Genomic DNA, 25,028 nt, shown 5'->3' with positions numbered 1-25,028 from the left:
CAAAGGTTTGTTTGTTATAGATTCTCCTTTAGATTTAGAAAAATTGTACGATGAGGCTCTCGATGACATAAAAAAGAATGTTAGTGCAGAAGCAATTGAAGAAGCAAACTACTTACGGTCATTATTTAATTCTGAAATAGGAAATCCAAAAGAAAATATTGAAAGTTATAAAGCATTTTCTCCTTATCTGATTTCTTGTGACTCAAAAGCAAATATCGAATATCTGAAAAATGTAAAAATTAGATTTTATTGTGAGCCAGATTTAGAATGGTATTTAATAAATAAAAACAGAACCTACGAAGAATTGAATGCATTTCATTTAGAAAAGGCCTATAGCTCCTTATTGAAATCAGGAGCTGAAAAAGCAGAATTTATAAAAACCTCCAACAGAGGAATTGATGAAAAAGGGAATAAGAAACCACATTCATGGAATCTGATAGAAAGAGAAAGTCTTTTAAAATGGATGCTGAATTAAAAATCACTAATTAAAAATCAGAACAATTTAATTTTAAAATTTCACTAATGAATATTTATCTGCCCATAAAACTTCTGGTTACATTACTGTTATTTTGTTTGTCTGCGATAGCAAACGCTCAAACTGAAATACCAAAAGATTCGATTTCAAAAGAACTGAACGAAGTTGTTGTTACCCAGGAGAAAAAGACTTTTACAAACTCCAATGGAAATATAAAAATAGATGTTGCAAATTCTGTTTACAGTTCGATTCCGGATCCTTTAGATTTGCTTTCCAGACTTCCTTTGGTTCAGGTGAGTTCAGATCGCGAAAGTATTTCGATTGTAGGGAAAGGAAATCCGCTGATTTATATTGACAATCAAAAAGCAGGAATGAATGACATGAATGCTTTGGCTGTTGCTGATATCAAAACAATAGAAATCATTCAGAATCCGTCTTCAAAATATGAAGCAGAGGGCCGCGCCGTGATTTTAATTACAAGAAAACTGAGCAAAAAAGACAGTTTTAAAACCGAGATTTCTGAAACAGCTTCTTTTAAAAAGCACTATAATAATTACTTGGGCTTTAATTCCAATTTCAAAAAAGGCAAACTCGAATGGAAAGCCAATTTTAATTACAATCGTAGAAATCCGTGGGAAAATCATAGTATTGCCTATCAGATTCCTCAGGCTGATATCGTTTCAGAATATGATGTAACCGCAAATTCGCATATCAAGCAATATGTTTTTGGTGCAGGTTTATTTTATAAAATAAATGAAGATGATTATTTCTCGGTCAATATAAATGGTAAAATACACGATGATGCTTTTGGTATTCATACTTTTACCTTTAACCAAAATCAAAATGCAGTCAATAATGTTTTTACTTTCAGCGATAATTTGAGTTCAAAGAATTTTATCAACTCATTTGTAAATTATGCCAGAAAACTTAAATCTATAGATACTAAGATGTTTGTAGGTTTTCAGGGCTCCAATTTTAACCAGCATTTGTGGAGTCTGGTGCAGAATAATTTTAATGAAACAGCACTTAAAATATCTCAGGACCGGGATCAGAGATTTAATGTAGATGTTCTTTCGGGAAGAATCGATTTAGAAAAAAAGTTTAAAAACGAAATCAACTGGGAATATGGCGGACTCTATTCTGCAGCAAAATCAAAGTCTGATTATGATGTTTTTGATTATGAAAAAAATGAAAATACCAGTTTTGATTATCATTTCAAAGAATCTAATTTGGCGGCCTATTCTCAGCTCTCCGGAAAATTTAAAAAAGTAGGTTTTTCGGTCGGACTTCGGGTCGAAAATACTAATGTCAGCGGAAAATACAGTACAGATACTGCATCTTTAATTGATAAAAACTATACCAATCTCTTTCCAAAAGCTCAGCTTTCATTTTCAATAGATAGTACAAAAAGTATAAACGTAGATTATTCCAAAAGTATTTCGAGACCAAATTATTCTTCTTTGAGTATGATTGGGACGTATATAAATCCGTATTTTATTTATGGAAGCAATATCAATTTAGGCCCCACATTTATGGATGTAATCTCGACAGTTTTTCAGTACCATGACAAATCAGTAAAACTGACTTTATATAAAAACAAGAACCCCATTTATCAGGACTTTGCTTTTGATAATCAAAATAATGTACTGACTTTTACAGAGAAAAATTTTCAGAAAGAATCCGGTTATAATATTGAATTTACATTGCCATTTACTTATAAAATCTGGACCAATACCAATTCCTTAATTTTTGCAACAAATAAGATTGAAGATGATTTGGCATTGTTTAATTCTTCTAAAACCTATTTATATTATTATTCCAACAATACCTTTAAACTCCCAAAGGAATTTACATTTGTTTTGTCGTTTTGGGGCGTAACCAAACAAAAAGAAGGCGTTTTTGAACGCAATGCGAAGTTGATTTTTGATATGTCTCTGGCAAAAAAAATTGGCAAAAACTGGAATTGTACGTTGAGTTATAATGATATTTTTAGAAATACAATTTACACAGAAAGATTTACCGTCAACAATATAAGTTCCAGAGCAAGGTATTTGGTTGATGCCAATGAAATTTCGATTGCGCTTCGTTATTCTTTTGGAAAAATCAAAGAAAGTGAATATAAGGAAAAAAGTGTAAATGATAATGAAAGCAGAATTCGTTAGAAAAATAAAATCCCTTGAATTTCAAGGGATTTCTATATTTAAAAAGAAAGTGTTATCCTTCATCTTCTTCAGTAATTTTTATTGGAGATTCCCCGGGTAATTCTTCATCATCATCGGTTGAATTTAATTCGAAGAAACTAAAAAACGAACCACCATAACTTTTCTGAAAAGAAAAATTGCTCAAATGATCCATTTTGGTGTATTTTGAATGTTCAATAATCATCATGCCGTCATCTTCTAGCAGGTCTCTTTCAAAAACAGTTAAAACTATTTTTTCAAAAGTAGCCTGATCTAAACCATAAGGCGGATCTGCAAAAATAATATCATAAGACGTTTTGCAGTTCTCAAGAAATTTAAAAACATCACTTTTTGTTGCTGCAATTTCAAAATCATATTCTGATGAAACCTGCTTGATAAATTTAACACAGCCAAAATCACCATCAACAGAAGTTATTGGAGCACTTCCGCGTGACGCAAACTCATAGCTTATATTGCCTGTTCCCGAAAATAAGTCCAAAACCTTTAAACCGTCAAAATTAAAATGATTGTTCAGAACATTAAATAATGCTTCCTTACTCATGTCAGTTGTGGGTCTTACAGGGAGATTTTTTGGCGGAAAAATGCGTCGCCCTTTGTATTTTCCTGAAATGATTCTCATGATTGAAATAAGATATAATGTTTTTGGTTCTGTGCAGTTGAAAAGTCGTTTCTTTCTTGTAAAATACTTACATCAAAGAAAGAAACATTACGGATATATTTATACGCCATGGCATAATAAGGGTCATTTCGGGTTATCGTTCCTAATAATTCCAGGTGAAAACTTTCGGGATTTAAACTCAATTGTTCTGCTGTAAAAAGCAGGTAATAAATAAAATCTTCGGGAGTCTGATATTCAAATGAATTAAACAAAAGTAACTTTTGATTCTGAACCACAATAAGTTCAAAATGTTCCGGATTAAAATTAACGATCATTTTTTTATCATCGTTATTCTTAGAGGTTTCTAATATTTTTTCGATCAAAATACTGTTCGCATGTTTATAATCAAAAGAACCGATTTCATCAATTAAAAAATTATTGATATTTACATAAGGAATATAAACCGTATTCATTTCGTAATTAGCAAGATGATCGTAAGTAAAAAAATCAGTCTCAAAAACTTTTGTGTTGTATTGTAAATAACTGCCCATGTAATCTTCATCAAATAAAGCAGAAGGAACAAAGGTGGAAAGATTGTTGCTGTGAATCACAATAATATCATCATAGCTATCTTTTAATTCAGGGTGTTTCTTAAAAGCATCAGTATATAATTCTTCAATTTTTGACCCACGCTGTGTAGGTGTAAATTCTACTTCATTAAAAGATGTAATAGTATTATTTAGCGTATCAAAACAGCAAAACGAAAAACCATTCAGCGAAACCTGAATAGAAAGTTTTTTGTATTTTTTTGATGTGATATTAGTATTGTGAAATGGCATAATCTGATTTACAGTTCTTTAGGTATTGCAGTATCAAGAAAGAATTTAATTAAACACAAACTTACAAATTAAAAAGGAACAATAATAATTGCAATTTCAAAAACAACATTTTGTTAAAGTAACTTTAGTATTATTTTTTGTTTAAGTATAGTCTTCAGGCTTTGTTTTATTATCAAAATATTATACTTGAAATGATAGTTGAAATTGCCATTGCGACTAAAAAAGCCGTAATTTGCAGTTCAAATTTATACTATGAATTCAGCACTGTTTTACGGCGTTTTACAAAAAAGATTCCCTTTTGCACCAACTCATAAACAGGATATTTTTTTTCAAAAAATCGCTATTTTCTTAACTGAGCCGGCAAACGATACCATATTTGTATTAAAAGGATATGCAGGAACAGGAAAAACAACAGTGATCTCAACAATTGTAAATAATCTTGGAGAAATCAATAAGAAATTTGTTTTGCTCGCACCCACAGGGCGCGCTGCAAAAGTTATTGCAAATTACTCTAATACAGCTGCTTTTACGATTCATAAAAAAATATATTTTCCCAAAAAATCTTCCGGCGGAGGAATTGCCTTTACCAGACAGGTCAACAAACATAAAAATACCATTTTTATAGTCGATGAGGCCTCGATGATTTCAGACAGTACTCTGGATAGCGGTTCGCTTCTCGATGATTTAATTAACTATGTATATTCGGGGACCAACTGCAAAATGATTCTTTTGGGAGATACTGCCCAGCTGCCCCCGGTCAATTTAGAAATTAGTCCGGCACTTGATACACATACGCTGGGAGCACATTACGATAAAGAAATTGAACATATCGAACTGGACGAAGTAATGCGTCAGGAAGAAAGTTCCGGAATCTTGTACAATGCAACGGAACTGCGCGAATTACTGAAAGAATCTTTTATTACGGAATTTAAATTCAACGTAAAAAAATTTAAAGACATTGTCAGGCTTACCGACGGATATGATATTCAGGATGCGATAAATACGGCATACAGCAATTGGAGTATTGAGGATACCGCTTTTATTGTTCGCTCAAATAAAAGGGCAAATCAATACAACGAGCAAATCAGAACCAGGATTTTATTTAAGGAAAGCGAACTATCGGTTGGAGATTTTCTGATGGTAGTAAAAAATAATTATTTCTGGTTGAAAGAAACCGATGAAGCCGGATTTATTGCCAACGGAGATATCATTGAAGTTCTGGAGCTTTTCGGAATCAAGGAATTATATGGATTTAATTTTGCAAGGGTAAAAATCAGAATGGTCGATTATCCCGATCAGAAACCTTTTGAAACGGTTCTGCTTTTGGATACCATAAAAAGCGAGTCTCCATCCTTAACTTACGAAGAATCAAATCGTTTGTATGAAGAAGTAATGAAGGATTATGAAGATGAAAGTACGAAATACAAAAGATTTCAAAAGGTAAAAGAAAACGAATATTTCAACGGATTACAAGTGAAATTCTCTTATGCAATTACTTGTCATAAATCGCAGGGAGGGCAGTGGAACACCGTTTTTATAGAGCAGCCGTATTTACCAAACGGAATCGATCGTGATTATATCAGATGGCTCTACACGGCTATGACGCGTGCTAAAAATAAGTTATATTTGATAGGATTTAAAGACGAGAGTTTTGAGGAATAAAACGCTAATTTCACGAATTAGAACGAATTCTTTTTCACATAAGGATTTGTGCAAATCTGTGAATTTGTGTTTGAAATAGTATAAGAATGACAACACTAAACGACTTACATTCGATTTCATCAACGTTTTCGAATACTGATAAAATGCCTGATTTGTTTTTAGGGCACGGCAGCCCGATGAATGCTATTGAAGAAAATCAGTTTGTAACCGGTTTTCGTGATTTGGCCAAAACTTTGCCACAGCCAAATGCCATTTTATGTATTTCTGCACACTGGTTTACCAAAGGAACAAAAGTCACCTCGATGCAAATGCCAAGAACCATTCATGATTTTGGAGGATTTCCGCAGGCACTTTTTGATGTGCAATATCCGGCAAAAGGGAGTCCGGAACTAGCTTTTGAAACAAAAAAAATATTAGAACCAGTCACTGTAGACTTAGACGAACACTGGGGTCTGGATCATGGAGCATGGAGTGTGATAAAACATTTATATCCCAATGCAGATGTTCCCGTAATTCAATTAAGTATTGATTATACAAAATCAGGTCAATATCATTTTGAGCTGGCCCAGAAACTACAGGCGCTTCGTTATAAAGGCGTCCTCATTATCGGCAGCGGAAATATAGTTCATAACCTGCGTCTGGTAGATTTTAGAAATTTCGACAAAGACAATTACGGTTTTGATTGGGCGATAGAGGCAAGAGAAACTGTTAATAATTATCTTTTGCATGGAAATTTTCAGCCTTTGATTGATTTCGAAAAAATGAATAAAGCAGTACAATTGGCAATTCCGACTCCTGATCATTATTTGCCGTTGCTTTATACTTTAGGTTTAAAAGATAAAGCAGATGAATTGGAATTATTTAATGATAAATTATTGGCGGGTTCTCTTAGTATGACATCGGTAAAAATAATGTAAAAAATTTAGCGAAACTCTGTGAAAACCTTTGCGAATCTCTGTGGTAAAATTATAACATACAGCTTCGCAAAGGTTTTCACAGAGATTCACAAAGAAGAAAATAAATTAATTTGAGGATGAGATTATTTCGTTCCTCGCAATGACAAGAAAATGAAAATAATAGCGGTAATCCCGGCAAGATATGCTTCAACACGTTTTCCTGCAAAACTAATGCAGGATTTGGGAGGCAAAACAGTAATTTTAAGAACCTATGAAGCGGCAGTTTCGACAAAATTGTTTGATGATGTTTTTGTGGTAACAGATTCCGATTTGATTTTTGATGAAATTATTTCCAATGGAGGAAAAGCTATTATGAGTATCAAAGAACACGAATCAGGAAGTGACCGAATTGCCGAAGCCGTAGCGGATCTGGATGTTGATATCGTTGTAAATGTACAAGGTGACGAGCCGTTTACAGAGGCGGGCCCTCTGGAACAAGTTTTAGCAGCTTTTAAGAATGATCCGGACCATAAAGTTGATTTGGCATCTTTAATGAGAGAAATCACAAGTGAAGAAGAAATCAATAATCCCAATAATGTAAAAGTAGTGGTAGATCAGTCACAGTTTGCATTGTATTTTTCAAGATCAGTAATTCCGTATCCGAGAGATAAAGATGTTGGTGTTCGTTATTTTCAGCATATCGGAATTTATGCATTTAGAAAACAGGCTTTATTAGATTTTTACAGTTTACCGATGAAATCTTTAGAAGCTTCTGAGAAGCTGGAACAGCTCCGTTATTTAGAATTCGGAAAACGAATTAAAATGGTAGAAACTACGCATGTAGGAATTGGCATTGATACTGCTGAGGATTTAGAAAAGGCGAGGGCTATTTTGGCTTCCAGATAAAATGTTTGAGCGGATGACAGATTTGAATGGATTTTCACTCACTCTTGTCATCCTGAGGAACGAAGGATTATACAAAAAACTCGACAAAGATTAGCACATCACTTTGTGGAATTTCTGTGCAGAACTTCTTGTGTGGTCCTTCTCCCGACGCCTCGGGATCAGGACATACTTTGCAAAACAAAAAGCTCCAATTTGGAGCTTTTTTTATTATCTAAAATCAATCTAAAATCCTTAGTACAAAGCAGGAAATTTAGAAGGATTAACTTCATTCATCATTGCATAAACTTTTTCAAAAATATCTTCTGCAGAAGGTTTAGAGAAATAATCACCATCAGTTCCATAAGCTGCTCTGTGTGCTTTGGCAGCAAGAGTCTGTGGTTTACTGTCTAAATATTTATACGCATCCTGTTCTTCTAAAATTTGCTGCAAAATATAAGCCGAAGCCCCACCCGGAACATCTTCGTCAATTACTAAAAGACGATTTGTTTTGGCGACACTTTTTACAATATCTTTATTAATATCAAAAGGAAGCAAAGACTGAACATCAATAACCTCACAGTCAATTCCTAAATCTAATAATTCGGTTGCTGCCTGCTGCACTAGTCTCAAAGTAGATCCGTAAGAAACCAAGGTAATATCAGCACCTTCTTTTAAAGTTTCCACAACCCCGATTGGCGTTTTGAATTCACCAAAATTCAAAGGTGTTTTTTCTTTTAAGCGGTAACCGTTTAAACACTCAATTACTAAAGCCGGCTCATCGCACTCTAAAAGTGTGTTATAAAAACCTGCAGCCTGTGTCATATCTCTCGGAACCAAAACATGAATTCCGCGAATAGCGTTTATTATCATTCCCATTGGAGAACCAGAGTGCCAGATACCTTCCAGACGGTGTCCACGGGTTCTGATAATTAACGGTGCTTTTTGTTTACCAACAGTTCTGTATTGTAAAGTAGCCAAATCATCACTCATGATTTGAATAGCATACAATAAATAATCTAAATATTGAATTTCTGCAATAGGGCGCAATCCTCTCAAAGCCATACCAATTCCCTGACCAATAATAGTCGCTTCACGAATTCCGACATCGGCAACACGAAGTTCACCGTATTTTTCCTGCATACCTTCTAAACCTTGGTTTACATCACCAATGTTTCCAACATCTTCTCCAAAAATTAAGGTTTCAGGATATTTAGAAAACAAAGCATCAAAATTATCACGAAGAATCATTCTTCCGTCCAGATCAGGTTTTGCATTTTCGGCATATTGAGGAAGCACTTTTTCTACAGAAAACACATTCTTTGCAGAATCTGAATGCAGGTTACTGCTAAATTTGCCCTGTGTTATCCCGATATAGTTGGTAATCCAGTCTGATAATAATACTCTGCTGTTTGGAACTTCAATAAAACGCTGAATTTTTCTGGCTATAGAAAGCATGTCTTTTTTCAGCGGTGCTTTTATGGCACTTAGCTCCGTAATATATTTTCTAATTCTTTCTTTGTGGTTGATGCTTGCTTCGGCAATTTGCTCTAATAAAGCCAAAAGATTTTTTTGATCTTCAATAATTGGATTTATAAAAGAGTTCCATGCTTCTTTTTTAGCTTCCAGAACTTCTTTTTTCAGCTCAAATTCAATTTCAGCCAGTTCTTCAGGAGAGGCAATATTGATAGCAATCATCCATAAACGCATCTGGCGGATACAATCAAAATCTCTTTCCCAGGCAAGTCTTTCTCCGTTTTTGTAACGTTCGTGCGAACCCGACGTCGAATGTCCTTGTGGTTGTGTCAATTCGTTTACATGAATCAAAACCGGAACGTGCTCTTCGCGCGCAATTGCTGCTGCTCTTTCGTACGTAGAAACCAATTCGGCATAATCCCAGCCTTTTACCCTAAAGATTTCATAACCTTTTGAGTCCATGTCACGCTGATATCCTTTTAGGATTTCAGAAATATTTTCTTTGGTAGTCTGATGTTTCGCATGAACAGAAATTCCATACTCATCATCCCAGACACTCATTACCATCGGAACCTGTAAAACTCCGGCAGCATTTATAGTTTCAAAAAACAAACCTTCAGAAGTACTTGCGTTACCTATAGTTCCCCAGGCAACTTCATTACCATTTACAGAGAATTTGTCTTTAATAGTAATGCCATCAACATTTCTGTAGATTTTTGAGGCCTGTGCCAAACCTAGCAATCGTGGCATTTGCCCGGCAGTAGGGGATATATCTGAGCTTGAATTTTTTTGTTTTGTTAAATCTTTCCAGGAACCGTCTTCGTTCAGGCTGTGCGTTACAAAATGTCCGCCCATTTGTCTTCCTGCAGACATTGGATCAAAATCCAAATCAGTGTGACCGTATAAACCGGCAAAAAATTGCTTTGGAGTCAATTCTCCAATGGCCATCATAAAAGTCTGGTCGCGGTAATATCCTGAACGGAAATCGCCATTTTTAAAAGCTTTTGCCATTGCAAGCTGAGGAACTTCCTTTCCGTCACCAAAAATTCCAAATTTGGCTTTCCCTGTCAATACCTCTTTACGGCCTAGAAGACTACATTCACGGCTTGTAACCGCTATTCTGTAATCATTCAAGACTTCAGTTTTGAAATCTTCGAAAGTCAATGTAGTATTGTTTTGTTCTTTAATCATAATCTGGAATGGTCATGTTATGCGGCAAAATTACTTAAAAAGTATCAATAATCATAATTCATTAAAATAAATATAATTTAATTATTTATAAGTAAATTACTAAAACTAAGTATTTTTTTTGTTGAATATGAATAATTTTTCTGATTTTAATGAATATAATTCATGTTTTTCTTTAAAATTTATTCAATTAAAACCATTTTCGGGTAAAAAGCGTGACTAATGTTTTAGGTGCAAATGTCACAACAAATCGTATTTTTTCATTGTATTTTGGTTGAGAAATCTCCCATCCATTGTTGGAATAAACCGGAAAATACAGTTCAAAATAATCCGGAACAAGGTTTAATCGTATACCGCTATCGTATGCAAAGTTAGCTTTTTGATGTTTATTTTTTACAAAACCAATGTCCCCATAAGCCTCAATCCAGTTCCAAAGAGAATAACTGGCATTCAAAGTCGTCATCCATTGATTGGCATACCTTGGTTCAATTTTGGATTTAAATCCACCCTCAGCGATTACATACTGCTGACTAAAAAATCCGGTACTTTCTGATCTTCCCAAAAAATTATAATCAAACAAATAATCTGTAGGCCTGTCTAATCCAAAACTAAAATAATCAGAATTTGTTCTGTTATACAAAAAACTTCCAGCGTATAGCCTCAAATTCAGTTTATTATTATTTTCAAATAATCTCCTGTATTCTATTTCTCCCGCCAGCTTTCCAAAATCACCCGAAAACTGAACATCTGTCATAAAATTTAAATGATTGACCAATTCTGTTTTTGTATTCATATAACGAGCATTAAAAACCGAATAATTAGGTTTCGAATTATCTGTTATAAATTCACTTTCTTCCCGATTGACAATAACCTGACGCAGCAGAATTAGCTGCTTTCTGTTGTCTCTGAAGTTTTTTTCACGAATTCGAAACTGAACCATCGGATTTAATCTCAGGTAAGTAGCATCCGGAGCATAATGATAATAATTCTGGCTAACAGAATATCGTACGTTGTAAAGTGTGCTGTTTCTATAATAATGGTTTAATGCAAAAGCAGAAGAACCGGACAGCGTACCCGCTTTTAAAGAATATGCCGGATTGATATCAAAAGTAAACGGTTTGTCTAAAATCGTCTTATTATGAAAACGCATTCCTGGTGTAAAACCGTCATAATAATTATAAGTAAGAGTAGGGATATATAAAATTTGATTATAGAAAGGATCTTCCAGATCTTTTGCAAAATTAAATTTTATAGGACGATTTGTGATTACCAGGCTTTTTAATGATTTCCAGTTGTTTCTTAAATTATATTCCGGAACTTCGTTATCATAGTTTAAGACTATTTTATCTGCATTTTTGCGGTCAAATACATAAACCGAATCATTGCTTTTTGGTTCAATCCAGGTTTTAAAAACAACTTCGTTTTTTTTAAGCCCATAAACCGGAACAGGTGCATAAACACCAGTTCTGTTATTTATTGAAAACTGGATACTGTTTTTTGTTCTCGAAACATTCGAAAATTTATAATCTATAATATCTCGTGAATCGATAATGGTTTTAAAGAACCAATCGATATCTTTAGAACTGTTTTTCGACAAAATCTTTTCAAAATCAGATCTTTCAGTCTGTTGGTTTTTGTTCAGTTCATAAAATTCCTGAACGCTGTTTGGTACTATATCATGGTTCAAATAATCATCTAAATAGCTCAGACTTAAACCTGCCCGATATTTACTGGCAATCTGTTCATTAAATTTTATTAAACTATTCTTAGGGTCTCCAAGCGGCTGATCCAGGTTTTTTCTGGCCATCAGCATATAATAATAGCTGTATTGCTCATTAAAAGTCAGGCTGGTAATATTATAACTTTTAAAGAGTTTCATGTTCGAAAGGCTGCCAAGCATTTTTTGATCAGCATGGTTTTCTTCCATGTACTTCATCATGGTATAAATCTGAATTCCATCATAAATCCAGTTATCTTTTCTTGGATCCAGACGCAGACTGTTTTTCAAATAATTGTTCAGATACGTTTTGAGGAAAGTAATTTCAAATACAAATTCATCAGAAAACGGACTTATAAAAGAAGGAAGCTGATTTAGCCCATAAAACGGATTTCGGTCATAATCGGTCTGCGAAATTGTAATTTTTTCGTGAGGATATTTACCAATAAAAGTACTTGCAAAAGTTACTACACGATTAATAATAATCGCTTTTTGAATGTCGTCGAGTTTCTTGTTCTTTAGGTTTGAAAGAATTTCAACCGAACCATTTTCATAGCTGGTAAAACTATTTTGTTTTTCAATAAACAAATTAAAATCGGTTCTGTTATTTCCTGAAAAAGAATAAACTTCAAATTCCGGACTTGTTAAGTCTTTAGAAACAGAATTTAAATCTGTAGTAATCGAATAAGTTTTCGGAATTTTTATAGAAATTTCATAATCTGTTGAGGCATTTGCAATATCATCCAGATTGAAGTTATTATATTTTGTAAAAGCATGGTTTTCAAAACGGGCAGGGCTTAAAAACCAATTTTTAAGATTCATTCCTCCATTTTGATCAAAACCATAATGCGTAAATTTATCACTAGGAATTTTTACAATATAGTTAATGTGCAAATCGACTTTCTCATTAGGCATTAGTCTTTGCTTCAACTTTATGACAATAAAATCGGGATTTTTTTCTGTTCTTTCCCACTCAAGCGCCATATCATCAGAATCCAGTAGATTTAAGATCGTTGTATTGCCTCTTTCTGCAGCATTAGCCAAATGAAAACCACGATAAAACTCATCTGAAAAGCGTTTCGCCAAAGGCGTATTTTTATTCGAAAATGCATTGTTCCAGTCATTTAATACAATCGAATCAATCGTATCATTTGAAGTATTATAAAATGTAATATTCTGTTTTACATTTAGCGTTTTAAGCTCAAAGTTTACCGCCACTTCCATCTTAGAATGATGCTGCGCAAATTGTTTTATTGAACTAAATAAAACGAAGAAAAACAATATTACTTTATATAATGATCTCAAGTCGGCTTAAATTTTTTAGGCTGTATTTTTTAATTTACCAGCGTGTACTTTTTTTGGATTTATGTAAAAATAGTATAAAAAAAGCTGTTTAAAAAAACAGCTTTCAATTTCTTGTAAGAATTAATGTATTTTAAACATATACGTAATATAAGGCATATGAAAATTAACTTTTTAGTATACTTTCTTAATCTTAAATTATTTATGAAGTCAGATTTATTAAAAATTCGGACTCAAATCGTATTTCTTGTAGAATTTATCCAACACATCAACCACTTCATCTTCAGTGTCAACAATCTTAAATAAATTCAGATCATCCGGGCTTACCGTTTGCATTTTTTCAACCAGAACCGTTTTTACCCATTCGATCAATCCGGACCAGAATTCAACACCAACCAGAATAATCGGGAACTTTCCAATTTTTTTAGTTTGAATCAAGGTTATTGCTTCAAACATTTCATCAAGAGTTCCAAAACCTCCGGGCATTACTACAAATCCCTGAGAATATTTTACAAACATTACTTTTCTAACAAAAAAGTAATCAAAATTAAGGTTTTTATCGTGATCGATATAAGGGTTAAAATGCTGCTCAAAAGGAAGTTCGATATTCAATCCTACAGACGTTCCGCCACCTAAATGTGCTCCTTTATTACCAGCTTCCATAATACCGGGACCACCTCCTGTGATCACGCCATAACCTGCTTTACTAATTTTAAAAGCAATTTTTTCAGCCAGTAAATAATATTTGTCGTCCGGTTTTGTTCTTGCAGAACCAAAAATCGATACACACGGCCCAATACGTCCCATGCTCTCATATCCGTTTACAAATTCTGCCATGATTTTAAAAATCGCCCAGCTGTCATTTGTTCTGATTTCATTCCACGTTTTTTGTTTCAAACGATCCTGAATTACTTTATCCTCATCATTATCAAAATCTTCTAATCTCATTTTAGGTATTTTATAATTTATATTTTTTTAAGGAGCTTATTCCTGCTGTCCACTATATCTTTTATGGATCCCCGAAGCCTCGGGACCACCATAAAAGGATGCCGTTCCCATCAGGGCTAGGCACAGGTTTTCAATTGAACTTTTCGTTTAAAAGAAGAATTCTTTAATTAATACGTTTGTTGCTCAATTGATTTTGTAATACTGCTTTTAACTTTTCCGGTGTGTTCGGTTGTTTTAGACTCAATCAGCATGATTAAGCATTCTTCAACCGACGAAACCCTGTGATTTGTTCCTTTTTTTACAACAAATAAATCACCTTTTTTCATGTTGAAAGAAGGCTGGTTTTCAATTTCCATTAAAAGCTCACCATCGACAATGTAGAATAATTCATCCTCATTTTCGTGATTATGCCAGGGAACTTCCTGACCTTTTATTTTTGCCACTTTAATAAACTGATCATTTACTTCATCAATTATTTTTGGCGAAAAATAGTTGTCGACGTTATCGAATTGTTCTCTTAGATTCATAGATTTATGTTAGTCTTTGCCAAAATCAAAAATTTTTTCAAAAACGGCTAGCTAAATTAAGTCTTTTTTTGAGAATTGTCACAAGAATGTCCATTTATTAATTTAAATGTAACATTTGTTATTATATAGGTTTTGGCTTGTGACTCACTATCAGAGTATTAAAAAAATTGTCTGTAAATATTAAAAGAGACATTTTTATTTTTTGATCCTATTCTTCCAAATTTGAGGATTCCGGCTAGTGTGGAATATGGCATAAATTTCTACTAGTAAAGATTCTTCATTAATGGAGTAGTGTACAATAAACGGAAATTTTTTAACGAGCATGCATCTTGTATCTGAGTAGCGTATTGCACAAATGTGCGGATTGTTTTTTAACGAATTTATTTGCGATTTTATTTGTTTGTGAAATCGAATTCCCAAATCTTTTGATGCAGTATTGTACCAAATAACAATTTCTCGAAGATCATTTAATGCTTCTTCATCAATTTTAACACTATACTTTTCCAAGAAATCACTAAATAATATTATCAGCAACTTGATCCCAATCTAACATTCTTTCAGGGTATGCTTTACTTTTTTTAATTCGATCTAAAACAATTTCCTGATGTTCTGTAGGGATTTCCATTCCTTCTTTCCAAATAGCATCATTTAGTTTTAATTTTTCAGACGGAGATAATTGTTTGACAACTTTTAAGAGTTGTTCAAAATCTAAATCTACTTTTAAAGTCAAACTGTTCATAATCTAATTATTATTCATTATTAAGAAGTCTATTTTTAAAGCAATACTAAGTTAATTCTTTTTTCAAAAACTTAGCTGTATAGCTTTTTTTATTTTTTGCCACCTCTTCAGGAGTTCCTTTAGCTATAAGTTCTCCACCGCCTTTTCCGCCTTCAGGACCAATATCGATGATGTAATCTGCAAGTTTGATCACATCCATGTTATGTTCTATAACCAGAATAGTATTTCCTTTATCAACCAATTTATTAATTACATCCATCAAAACACGAATATCTTCAAAATGCAAACCAGTTGTAGGCTCATCCAAGATATAAAATGTATTACCCGTATCTTTTTTAGACAATTCTCCGGCCAGTTTGATACGCTGTGCTTCTCCACCGGAAAGCGTTGTACTTTGCTGACCAAGTGTAATATAGCCTAAACCAACATCCTGAATGGTTTTTACTTTTCTATAGATCTTCGGAATGTTCTCAAAAAACGGAACCGCTTCATCAACCGTCATGTTTAATACATCTGAAATTGATTTTCCTTTATAGCGAATTTCCAGCGTTTCTCTGTTAAAACGTTTTCCCTGACAGGTTTCACATTCTACATAAACATCCGGCAAAAAGTTCATTTCAATCGTTCTGACCCCAGAACCTTCACAGGTTTCGCAACGCCCGCCTTTTACATTAAAGCTAAAACGTCCAGCTTTGTAACCACGAATCATACTTTCAGAAGTCATCGTAAACAAGTTTCGGATTTCTGTGAAAACTTCCGTATAAGTTGCCGGATTTGAACGTGGTGTCCTGCCAATCGGGCTTTGATCAATATCAATTACTTTATCAATATGTTCCAGACCTTCAATTTTTTTATAAGGCTGTGGTTTTTTTACACCATTAAAATAATAGGCGTTCAAAATAGGGTAGAGCGTCTCGTTTATCAAAGTCGATTTTCCACTTCCTGAAACTCCTGTTACGCAAATCAATTGTCCCAAAGGCAATTCGATTGAAACATTTTTAAGGTTGTTTCCGGTTGCTCCGGTTAGTTTTAAAAACTTTCCATTTCCTTTTCTTCTTTCCTTCGGAATCTCAAATTTCATTGTACCGTTCAAATATTGTGCGGTAATAGTGTTTGATTTTAAGGTTTCTGCCGGAGTACCAATACTGATAATTTCTCCGCCATATTTTCCCGCTTTAGGACCAATATCAATTACATAATCAGCAGTTTCGATCATGTCTTTATCGTGTTCAACGACAATAACCGAGTTTCCGATATCACGTAATTGTTCCAGTGATTTAATCAGTTTTTCATTGTCTCGTTGGTGTAAACCAATACTTGGTTCATCCAAAATATATAAAACACCAACCAGTTGAGAACCAATTTGTGTCGCCAATCGAATACGTTGTGCTTCACCACCCGAAAGCGATTTTGAACTTCGGCTCAAAGCCAAATAATTCAGACCAACATTCATCAAAAAGTTTAAGCGGTCTTTAATTTCTTTTACAACTTCAGAAGCAATCAGGAGTTGTTTTTCTGATAAATGACTGTTTAAATCCTGAAACCAGGCCGTTAAATCAGAAATATCCATATCACACAATTCGGTGATATTTTTTCCATTAACTCTAAAAAACTGTGCTTCTTTTTTTAAACGGGAACCTTCGCAAACAGGACAATTTACTTCATCCATAAAATCTTTTGCCCAGCGTTTTATAGTAGTCGATGCGCTTTCGTCATATTGATTTTTAATAAAATGAGATATTCCCTCAAAATCAATTTTATAATCGCGTGTAACGCCTAAATCTTTTGAGTTTACAGTAAACTTATCTTTTCCTCCATGAAGAATCATTTCCATTGCTTCTTGAGGAATTTTCTCAATCGGGTCTGTAATTTTAAATCCGAATTTTTCACCAATTACTTCTAACTGCTTAAAAATCCAGGAAGATTTATATTCGCCAAGCGGAGCAAAACCACCAGCTTTAATTGATAATTTTGGATTTGGGATAATTTTTTTTACATTAATTTCATGAACAGTTCCCAATCCGTTACAATGCGGACAAGCTCCTTTTGGAGAGTTAAATGAAAATAAGTTTGGCTCCGGATTCTGATACGAAATTCCTGTTGATGGGCACATTAAATTTCTGCTGAAATAGCGTACCTCATTAGTATCCTGATCCAAAACCATTAATACATCCTCACCATGATGCATGGCTGTATTAATACTTTCGGCCAATCGCTTCTGATTATCTGCCGTATCTTCAATCAGCATTCGGTCAACAACAATTTCTATATCGTGGGTTTTGTAACGGTCTAATTTCATTCCCGAAACCAAATCCTGAACCTCACCATTTACACGAACTTTCAAAAATCCCTGTTTGGTAATCTGTTGAAATAATTCGGCATAATGACCTTTTCTCGCCTTAATTACAGGAGCAAGAATATTAATGCGTTTTCCGTTAAAATCATGAATGATCAAATCTTTGATTTGTTCATCAGAATACGAAACCATTTTTTCGCCTGTATTGTAACTGTATGCGTCTGCACCACGGGCATAAAGAAGCCTCAGGAAATCATAGATTTCTGTAATTGTCCCAACTGTAGAACGCGGGCTTTTACTGGTTGTTTTTTGTTCGATTGCAATTACAGGAGAAAGTCCGTCAATTTTGTCAACGTCCGGTCGTTCCAACCCGCCAAGAAACTGTCTCGCATATGCAGAAAAAGTTTCTACATAACGACGTTGTCCTTCGGCATAAATTGTGTCGAAAGCCAAAGATGATTTTCCCGAGCCTGATAAACCGGTAATTACAACCAGTTTTTCCCTCGGGATTGATATGTCTATATTTTTTAGATTATGAACTCTTGCACCAAGAACTTCAATAGTATTGTCTTTATCTAGCATAAATGTGAGCAAAACGCAAAGTTACCATTTTGATTTGTTCTTTTAGTACTCGTTTGCAAAAGTTTATGTTACAAATAGTAACAAAATAAGAGTATAAAAACTTAGCGTTTGCGTTTTCTGGTTGCCATATATTCTTCTATTGCTTCTTTGGTTGTGTACCAGTTTCTTCCTTCTTTATAGGCATCAATTTTGCCTGTTCTGGCCAGTAAACTAATATATTCCTGACCATATGGAGATTCTGGTTCGCTTACAATATTTATGATTGGCTGATAATCATAAGTGCTTCCTGGCATGGCATTCAAATAAATATTTAATGTTCGCTCAAGTGCCTGGCACATCAGAAGAATTAATTTTTGATAGTTTCCATTATTAGCCTGATTAAGTGCTTCATAATATTTTTTGCGATCATTTTTTAGAATAATTGCCGGAGGAAAACCGCAACGCATTAATAACAAATTCATGCTTAAACGAACTGTACGCCCATTACCATCAAAAAAAGGATGTATCCAGACTAGTTTATGGTGATAAATAGTGGCGAGTTCAATATCATTTAGCCCTAATGGATTCGTATTTATAAAATCTATTAATTCGTCCAGATAATCAGAAACCTTGTTGGCGTTTGGAGGCATAAAGTTAGCCCCCGAAATACGGACACCTCCATTTCGAATTCTTCCGGCAAAATCATCTTCAATAGATCTTAAAACCAAGCCATGAATAGAAAGAATGTCGATGCTTCTTAGTTTGTAAGTATCACTAACTATATCGTACAAATAATCGATCGCTTTGTCATGATTGTGGGTCTCAAAATGTTCCCGAAGCGATTTTCCCTTAATGGTTATTCCTTCCTGGATTACCATTTGGGTTTCACGCAGGCTCATCGTATTTCCTTCAATGCTATTAGAATTGTAGGTCCATTCGAGCGAAAGGCTTTCACGAATTTTATTCAAAGCAATGTTAGGAAGTGGTCTGCTGTTTTGCAAATCCTTTCTTTTTTGATACAATCTTTCAAAAGTTGCATCAAATTCTTCTCTGTATTTTAGGTCTATATTCCACATTATGAAACAAAGTTACTTCTTAATATCGGATAAATAAAATTTTTAACTTATCCGATATTAAGGTTACTCTATTGTCATCGAACGAAGTTTTGTTCTGTATGCTTCTAATGCTATTGATTTGGAAATGATTCCGTAATACTTTCCGTTTCGTAAAACAGGCAGAAATGCTGTTTTTGATTTTTCAAATTTGCTCATCACAATTTCCATACTATCATTAGAAAAAATTGTGGCAGCAGGGGTTTTCATTACATCGTTGATTTTGGTGTACTTTACTCTGTATGTATTAAAAATGATTTCCCGGATATCATTAAAATGGACTATCCCGACCAAATCTTTATCATTATTGACAACGGCAAAAACAACTTGGTTAGAATGTGAAATTAAATCTACAAGTTTACTTAAATTCTCATCCGGATGAACTGTCAAATAATCACACTGAATAATAGTGTCAATATCTAAAGTAGAAAGAATATTAGAATCTTTATTGCTAGTAAAAGCGTGTCCTTTTTTTGCTAAACCTTTTACGTCAAGCGAATATTTTTCGAATTTTTTAGAAATAGCAAAACTTATTGAAGATACAATCATAAGCGGAATCATTAATCCGTAGCCTCCTGTAATTTCGGCAATTAAGAAAATAGCGGTAAGTGGCGCGTGAAATAATCCACTAAGAATCCCTGCCATTCCTACCATTGTAAAATTTCCGATTGGTAGTTTTGACAAACCAGTCAGGCTGACAAATTTGGAAAAAAAATATCCAAGATAAGAGCCTAAGAACAGAGAAGGAGCGAAGTTCCCCCCATTTCCGCCGCTTCCAATAGTAAGGCCCGATGCAAATACTTTTACCATCATGGTTGCCCCGACAAATAAAAGCAGTACCCAGTTGTTATTTCTGAAATCGGCAAACAAAGTATTATCAAGTAAAGCTCCCGGATCTGTTTCAGACAGGGTTTTAATACTTTCATAACCTTCACCAAACAAAGTTGGAAATATAAAAATCAGAATAGCTAACAATGAAGATCCAATAAACGCTTTTTTATAAGGCCCGATTTCCAGTTTAGAAAAATAATGTTCAACTTTTTGAAAATTTCTGGAGTAATAAATAGCAGTGAGGCCTGTCAGTACGCCTAAAATTATATAAAAAGGAATATTATGATAATCAAATGTTTGCTGTGTTTTAAAACTCAAAAGAATCGTTTCATCCAAAACAATGGCAGAAACCAAAGCACCGGTTGCAGCAGAAATCATAATAGGGGTAAAAGCAGAAATACTAACATCTACCAGCAAAACTTCAATTGCAAAAAGAACCCCTGCAATTGGCGCATTAAACGCAGCTGAAATCCCGGCTGCCACTCCACAGCCAATTAGCAATGTTCTGTCTTTATAGGGTAATTTATAATTTTGGGCAAAATTAGATCCAAAAGCAGCACCCGTAATAACAATCGGGCTTTCTAAACCGGCAGATCCTCCTAAACCAACGGTTAAGGAACTGGTCACAATCTGAGCATACATTTGTTTTTTAGGAATAATGCTTGCTTTTTTTGCAACAGCATAAAGTATCTGTGAAGTTCCTTTCTGAATACTTCCGTTTAAAACTTTATTTACCACCAAAACCGTCAGCAGAATTCCGATTATAGGCAAAATACTGTTGATGAAACTTAGTTTCAAAATTCCGTTAATGTAAGTGGCAAACGAGAAAACACTATGCGCAAATGTTTTCAGGACAATTACAGCAAGCGAACAAGAAATACCAATCAATACACTTGATAAAAAAATAAATTGCTTTGGAGTCATTAATGATTGAGCCAAAGCAATTATGCTTTCTAGTCTTCTGAAATATTTTTTTAGCATTCTCTTTAAAAAATTATGGATATTGCAAATTTAGCCTTTTAATCCATAAATTTAAAATAATAAAATATCTTATCTTTAAAACTTAGTCAACTAATGCTGCCGCGTGTTTGGCAACAATCCCGAAATTATATCCTTGTGCGGCATCATATCCGGCATAATTTACAGCAATCAGCTGACCGCATTCATTAAATACAGGCGAACCGCTTGCTCCGTGGGTAGAAGTTACATTATACTGAATGCTTACACCGTCTGATTCTTTATTTATCTGACCCTCATATACCTGTACTTTTATACCGGTTCTGGTGTTGGCAAGAGTCATTCCCATTGGGTAGCCAATCAAAATTGCGTTGGTGCCCGGTTTTATTTTTGCATCATCTGTGATGGCAGAATCCAAATCAATAATATTACGGACAGATCCCGGTAATGTTTCGCTTGCTAATTGTAAAACAGCTACGTCAACTTCATTTCCGTCGGCAATTTTATAGACTTTACATTTTAGCCAATCTTCTTTAGAACCATGAAGCGCAACACTTATCTCAACAGATTTGAAAGATATTGTAATGTCATCAACGCTTATATATTTTATTTCTTTTGCAGGAGTTGGTTCTGCAGTAGTACTGCTTTCTATAGCTTCGGTATCGTTTGCTGCTACAACTGTTGCACTTGAATCTACAGCACTTGTTTCGTGAACCACATCTTCAGATTCCTCTTCTCCTTCACCTTCTTCAGAATAGTATTCATTCCAGTTTTTTTCAAGAAAAGTTTTATAGTCTCCTTCACTAATAGAATCTGGAAGAATACCCGCAATATGATCTTTTAGATATGTAAAAGAATTGGTGCTGTCGTCACCGTAAAGCCAAGGCTCAGCAACGTGATGATTGGTTACTATTTTTCCGTCTTCGGATACAAAAAATCCTGTTCCGGATATTGTTTTTTCTTCTAAATTGCTTTCATCAACTTCAAGCTGAAATGGCTTAGATCCTTTTATCGATATTTCAACAGCATAGGTATGTTTTACCAGAACAACAGCATCTTTATATTTGTCATAGATTTCGGTTTGTCCATTCAGGCAGATTACTTCTTTTTTATTGTATTTAGCCCAAATTTTCGGAATAAAAATAACTCCAAGTACTGCAATAATGGCTATTACAGCTCCAATTTTTATATTTCTTGACTTTTTATTTGGTTGTTTTTCTTCTGAAAAAGATTCTTCCGACATAATGGTTTTGTTTAGTTTCGAGGCCAAATTTAATAAAAAAAATACTCCATTTTTTTTAAAAACACTATGTCAGGATATTATTTTTTAACTTGTTTTAAATCAATGTTTTACGGATTAAAAACCAACTGCTTTATCATCGCCTCGAAAATCGGCACCTCCTTCAAGTTCATTATTTGGAAGAACCAAAATAGCATCTACTTTTCCAATGATTGGTGTTGGTTTCTCGTTAATCAGGTATTTTTTTGATTTCAGTTTTTCAATTGTATTGGGGTCAAAGGTATTTGGTTCAAATGTGATTAAGTCAGGAAGCCATTGGTGGTGAAAACGTGGTGCATTTACAGCTTCCTGCATGCTCAGATTATATTCATAAACATTCAGTATAGTTTGCAAAACCGAAGTTATAATAGTAGAACCGCCGGGAGTTCCTACAACCATAAATAATTTTCCGTTTTTTTCTACTATTGTTGGCGTCATCGAACTCAGCATTCTTTTTTGTGGCGCAATGCTGTTAGCCTCATTTCCAACCAAACCAAACATGTTGGGAGATCCGGGTTTGGCACTAAAATCATCCATTTCGTTATTAAGAAAGAAACCCAATTCGTCACAATAATATTTAGAACCATAACCATCGTTTAGCGTGGTTGTTGCGGCTATAGCATTACCAAACTGATCAACAATAGAGTAATGCGTAGTTTCTGTACTTTCATTATAAGTTACTTTTCCTTCTTTTATTTCAGAGGATAAACTGGCTTTCTCAGGGTTAAAAGTTGACATCCTGTCTTTTAAATAAGCATCTGCTAATAACGCTTTTAGCGGAATTTTTACAAAATCAGGATCTCCCAAAAAATAACTCCTGTCGGCATACGCTCTTCTTTCAGCTTCGACAATTAGCTGAATAGATTCTGCGGTGTTATGCCCCAATTTTGATAAATCATACGGTTCTATCATTTTTAAAATCTGCGCCAGACAAATTCCGCCACTGCTTGGCGGTGACATAGACGTTAACTTTAAGTCTTTATAAGTAAATTGTAGCGGGGTTCTCCATTTTGCTTCATATTTTGCAAGGTCTTTCATGGTAATGATACCGCCTTTTTTTCTTAAATAATCGACCAAAATTCTAGCGGTTTCACCTTTATAAAATTCATTTCTGCCATTTTTCTGAATTCTTTTTAAAGTCTTAGCTAATGCGGTATATTTTATAGTGTCGTTTTCTTTGAAGGTTCTTGATGCATCAGAAGATTCACCATTTATTTTTACAATACTTTCATGATAATCGTTTAAGCTTTTTTCCTGTTTTTTAGTTACAACAACTCCTTTTTCGGCAAGTGCAATTACAGGTTTTAAAATTTCGGACATTGGCATAGAACCAAATTTTTTGTGTACGGCAAAAACTCCTGCAATAGTTCCCGGAACTCCAATTGCCAATGCTGTTTGTGTGCTTTTGCCTTTAATGACATTTCCGTCTTTGTCTAAAAACATGTCTTTTGTTGCTGCCAGAGGTGCTTTTTCCCGATAATCCAAAGATCCAGCTTCGCCATTTTCTTTTCTGTACACCATAAAACCGCCTCCGCCAATATTTCCGGCAAAAGGAAAAGATACTGCGAGTGCCAGTTCTGTTCCCACCATAGCATCAAAAGCGTTCCCGCCGTTTTTCATGATATCGGCACCAATTTTAGAAGCTTCTTCGCGGGCAGAAACAACCATGGCTTTTGTAACCACCAGGCCAGTCGGTTTAATCGGGGTTTGCTGCGCGGCACAGCTGATATAGATAAAGGTAAATAGGAGTGTTATTTTTCTCATATTAAGAGTAATTTTTCTTTAGCATGCTTTTTTATATCTTCAAAAAACAGAGTGAATTCCTCTTCAAATTCAGCATAAAATTCCTTTAATTCGGTACTTGCAAACTGCATTTTTGATTCGTTTCTGGACCTTCTGTCCATTTGGGTCAGAATCTGATGTATTCCCTCTACAGTTCGGTAACTCAAAAGCCAGTTTCTCTGAATCATATAAGGCATTAAATCCTGTGTTTTTTCAGTTAGAATCTCATAATTATCATGTAATGATCTGTAAAACCTGTTAATAAAACTTTCCAGTTTTTCATCTGAATATTGTGTCCAGTTTTTGGCTAAAAAATGATCGTACAAAATATCTACAATTACTCCGGCATAATGATGGTATTTCTCATGTAACCTTTTTGTACTCTGCCTAAAAATGTCATGAGAATCTGTATAAGTATCGATAAAACGGTGCAAAAGAATTCCTTTTTGAACATCTTCAGGAAAATGCTCAAATTGTTTTCCCCGAATTCCGTCGGCCATAAAATTACCGATTTTGATTAAGTCGTTATCGCCTGAAAGATATATATGAGCTAAGAAGTTCATTTTTTATAGTTGCTAAGGTTCTGAGATACTAAGTTCTCTCTTGTAAATGTATAAAAACTTTTTTAAATCGATTCTATGCAAATACTTCGTAATAGGCTTAGTTTCATTTAAAATATAGTAATTCTTTAAAAAACTTTAAGAATCAGACTTTGAGCATCTTAGTAACTTTTTTTAAAAATCTTAGCCGCTTATCATCT

19 protein-coding genes are annotated in these 25,028 nt (G+C 34.2%); 5 read left to right on the top strand and 14 right to left on the bottom strand.

The window, feature by feature from the left end:
- The first annotated feature begins 7 nt into the window (after positions 1-7).
- Both JOD96_RS20120 and JOD96_RS20115 read left to right on the top strand, forming a co-directional pair.
- On the top strand, positions 8-475 hold the full coding sequence (locus JOD96_RS20120) for a hypothetical protein (protein ID WP_209566005.1): 468 nt from the start codon (positions 8-10) through the stop codon (positions 473-475).
- A gap of 47 nt (positions 476-522) precedes the next feature.
- On the top strand, positions 523-2,637 hold the full coding sequence (locus JOD96_RS20115; RefSeq protein WP_209566004.1) for an outer membrane beta-barrel family protein: 2,115 nt from the start codon (positions 523-525) through the stop codon (positions 2,635-2,637).
- Between the two features lie 52 nt (positions 2,638-2,689).
- Here JOD96_RS20115 and JOD96_RS20110 read toward each other — a convergent pair whose 3' ends face one another.
- Complete coding sequence (locus tag JOD96_RS20110) at positions 2,690-3,295, bottom strand: RsmD family RNA methyltransferase (protein WP_209566003.1); 606 nt, start codon at positions 3,293-3,295, stop codon at positions 2,690-2,692.
- Entirely contained in the window at positions 3,292-4,113 is an 822-nt protein-coding gene (locus tag JOD96_RS20105; RefSeq protein WP_209566002.1) for a DUF3822 family protein, read from the bottom strand. The genes JOD96_RS20110 and JOD96_RS20105 overlap by 4 nt, the downstream gene beginning before the upstream one ends.
- A gap of 252 nt (positions 4,114-4,365) precedes the next feature.
- On the opposite strand from JOD96_RS20105, the gene JOD96_RS20100 reads away from it, so the two are divergent.
- From JOD96_RS20100 to kdsB, 3 genes are all read left to right on the top strand, one after another.
- Positions 4,366-5,775, top strand: coding sequence for an ATP-dependent RecD-like DNA helicase (locus JOD96_RS20100; RefSeq protein ID WP_209566001.1), 1,410 nt, complete (start codon positions 4,366-4,368; stop codon positions 5,773-5,775).
- 86 nt (positions 5,776-5,861) lie between these two features.
- Positions 5,862-6,692: a 4,5-DOPA dioxygenase extradiol gene (ygiD, locus tag JOD96_RS20095; RefSeq protein ID WP_209566000.1), complete on the top strand. Its 831-nt coding sequence runs from the start codon at positions 5,862-5,864 to the stop codon at positions 6,690-6,692.
- Between the two features lie 150 nt (positions 6,693-6,842).
- A complete protein-coding gene (gene kdsB / locus JOD96_RS20090; RefSeq protein ID WP_209565999.1) occupies positions 6,843-7,577 on the top strand; it encodes a 3-deoxy-manno-octulosonate cytidylyltransferase in 735 nt (244 codons plus the stop codon).
- Positions 7,578-7,808: 231 nt separating this feature from the next.
- Here kdsB and JOD96_RS20085 read toward each other — a convergent pair whose 3' ends face one another.
- From JOD96_RS20085 to JOD96_RS20030, 12 genes are all read right to left on the bottom strand, one after another.
- Positions 7,809-10,220 (bottom strand): thiamine pyrophosphate-dependent enzyme, encoded by a 2,412-nt coding sequence (locus JOD96_RS20085; protein ID WP_209565998.1) that lies wholly within the window; start codon positions 10,218-10,220, stop codon positions 7,809-7,811.
- Positions 10,221-10,407: 187 nt separating this feature from the next.
- On the bottom strand, positions 10,408-13,158 hold the full coding sequence (locus JOD96_RS20080) for an aminopeptidase (RefSeq protein WP_209566042.1): 2,751 nt from the start codon (positions 13,156-13,158) through the stop codon (positions 10,408-10,410).
- Positions 13,159-13,455: 297 nt separating this feature from the next.
- On the bottom strand, positions 13,456-14,184 hold the full coding sequence (locus JOD96_RS20075; RefSeq protein WP_209565997.1) for a TIGR00730 family Rossman fold protein: 729 nt from the start codon (positions 14,182-14,184) through the stop codon (positions 13,456-13,458).
- A 167-nt stretch (positions 14,185-14,351) separates the two neighbouring features.
- Positions 14,352-14,711 carry a cupin domain-containing protein gene (locus JOD96_RS20070; RefSeq protein WP_209565996.1) on the bottom strand — a complete coding sequence of 120 codons (360 nt, stop codon included), beginning with the start codon at positions 14,709-14,711 and terminating at the stop codon, positions 14,352-14,354.
- Between the two features lie 195 nt (positions 14,712-14,906).
- Positions 14,907-15,218, bottom strand: coding sequence for a type II toxin-antitoxin system RelE/ParE family toxin (locus tag JOD96_RS22620; RefSeq protein ID WP_209565995.1), 312 nt, complete (start codon positions 15,216-15,218; stop codon positions 14,907-14,909).
- A 7-nt stretch (positions 15,219-15,225) separates the two neighbouring features.
- A complete protein-coding gene (locus JOD96_RS20060) occupies positions 15,226-15,450 on the bottom strand; it encodes a hypothetical protein (RefSeq protein WP_209565994.1) in 225 nt (74 codons plus the stop codon).
- A gap of 46 nt (positions 15,451-15,496) precedes the next feature.
- The gene (gene uvrA, locus JOD96_RS20055) at positions 15,497-18,328 is read right to left on the bottom strand and encodes an excinuclease ABC subunit UvrA (RefSeq protein WP_209565993.1); all 2,832 of its coding nucleotides are present in this window, start codon (positions 18,326-18,328) and stop codon (positions 15,497-15,499) included.
- A 101-nt stretch (positions 18,329-18,429) separates the two neighbouring features.
- Positions 18,430-19,383 (bottom strand): Fic family protein, encoded by a 954-nt coding sequence (locus JOD96_RS20050; RefSeq protein ID WP_209565992.1) that lies wholly within the window; start codon positions 19,381-19,383, stop codon positions 18,430-18,432.
- 63 nt (positions 19,384-19,446) lie between these two features.
- Positions 19,447-21,231, bottom strand: a complete 1,785-nt coding sequence (locus JOD96_RS20045) for a chloride channel protein (RefSeq protein WP_209565991.1) — start codon at positions 21,229-21,231, stop codon at positions 19,447-19,449.
- Between the two features lie 82 nt (positions 21,232-21,313).
- Positions 21,314-22,450 carry a serine protease gene (locus JOD96_RS20040; RefSeq protein WP_209565990.1) on the bottom strand — a complete coding sequence of 379 codons (1,137 nt, stop codon included), beginning with the start codon at positions 22,448-22,450 and terminating at the stop codon, positions 21,314-21,316.
- Positions 22,451-22,564: 114 nt separating this feature from the next.
- On the bottom strand, positions 22,565-24,250 hold the full coding sequence (gene ggt / locus JOD96_RS20035) for a gamma-glutamyltransferase (RefSeq protein ID WP_209565989.1): 1,686 nt from the start codon (positions 24,248-24,250) through the stop codon (positions 22,565-22,567).
- Positions 24,247-24,831, bottom strand: coding sequence for an ACP phosphodiesterase (locus tag JOD96_RS20030; RefSeq protein ID WP_209565988.1), 585 nt, complete (start codon positions 24,829-24,831; stop codon positions 24,247-24,249). The genes ggt and JOD96_RS20030 overlap by 4 nt, the downstream gene beginning before the upstream one ends.
- Between the last annotated feature and the right edge of the window lie 197 nt (positions 24,832-25,028).

The sequence above is a fragment of the Flavobacterium sp. 1355 genome, assembly GCF_017833415.1.
In the GTDB taxonomy this organism is placed as follows: Bacteria; Bacteroidota; Bacteroidia; order Flavobacteriales; family Flavobacteriaceae; genus Flavobacterium.
The sequence above is the reverse complement of the archived record's forward strand: the minus strand, read 5'-3'. Positions and strand labels throughout refer to the sequence as shown.

Bases quoted from the DNA above. Each gene is read 5' to 3' on its own strand.
- JOD96_RS20115 (WP_209566004.1), top strand. From the start codon at position 523: ATGAATATTTATCTGCCCATAAAACTTCTGGTTACATTACTGTTATTT.
- JOD96_RS20110 (WP_209566003.1), bottom strand. From the start codon at position 3,295: ATGAGAATCATTTCAGGAAAATACAAAGGGCGACGCATTTTTCCGCCA.
- JOD96_RS20105 (WP_209566002.1), bottom strand. From the start codon at position 4,113: ATGCCATTTCACAATACTAATATCACATCAAAAAAATACAAAAAACTT.
- JOD96_RS20100 (WP_209566001.1), top strand. From the start codon at position 4,366: ATGAATTCAGCACTGTTTTACGGCGTTTTACAAAAAAGATTCCCTTTT.
- ygiD (WP_209566000.1), top strand. From the start codon at position 5,862: ATGACAACACTAAACGACTTACATTCGATTTCATCAACGTTTTCGAAT.
- kdsB (WP_209565999.1), top strand. From the start codon at position 6,843: ATGAAAATAATAGCGGTAATCCCGGCAAGATATGCTTCAACACGTTTT.
- JOD96_RS20085 (WP_209565998.1), bottom strand. From the start codon at position 10,220: ATGATTAAAGAACAAAACAATACTACATTGACTTTCGAAGATTTCAAA.
- JOD96_RS20080 (WP_209566042.1), bottom strand. From the start codon at position 13,158: ATGGAAGTGGCGGTAAACTTTGAGCTTAAAACGCTAAATGTAAAACAG.
- JOD96_RS20075 (WP_209565997.1), bottom strand. From the start codon at position 14,184: ATGAGATTAGAAGATTTTGATAATGATGAGGATAAAGTAATTCAGGAT.
- JOD96_RS20070 (WP_209565996.1), bottom strand. From the start codon at position 14,711: ATGAATCTAAGAGAACAATTCGATAACGTCGACAACTATTTTTCGCCA.
- JOD96_RS20060 (WP_209565994.1), bottom strand. From the start codon at position 15,450: ATGAACAGTTTGACTTTAAAAGTAGATTTAGATTTTGAACAACTCTTA.
- uvrA (WP_209565993.1), bottom strand. From the start codon at position 18,328: ATGCTAGATAAAGACAATACTATTGAAGTTCTTGGTGCAAGAGTTCAT.
- JOD96_RS20050 (WP_209565992.1), bottom strand. From the start codon at position 19,383: ATGTGGAATATAGACCTAAAATACAGAGAAGAATTTGATGCAACTTTT.
- JOD96_RS20045 (WP_209565991.1), bottom strand. From the start codon at position 21,231: ATGCTAAAAAAATATTTCAGAAGACTAGAAAGCATAATTGCTTTGGCT.
- JOD96_RS20040 (WP_209565990.1), bottom strand. From the start codon at position 22,450: ATGTCGGAAGAATCTTTTTCAGAAGAAAAACAACCAAATAAAAAGTCA.
- ggt (WP_209565989.1), bottom strand. From the start codon at position 24,250: ATGAGAAAAATAACACTCCTATTTACCTTTATCTATATCAGCTGTGCC.
- JOD96_RS20030 (WP_209565988.1), bottom strand. From the start codon at position 24,831: ATGAACTTCTTAGCTCATATATATCTTTCAGGCGATAACGACTTAATC.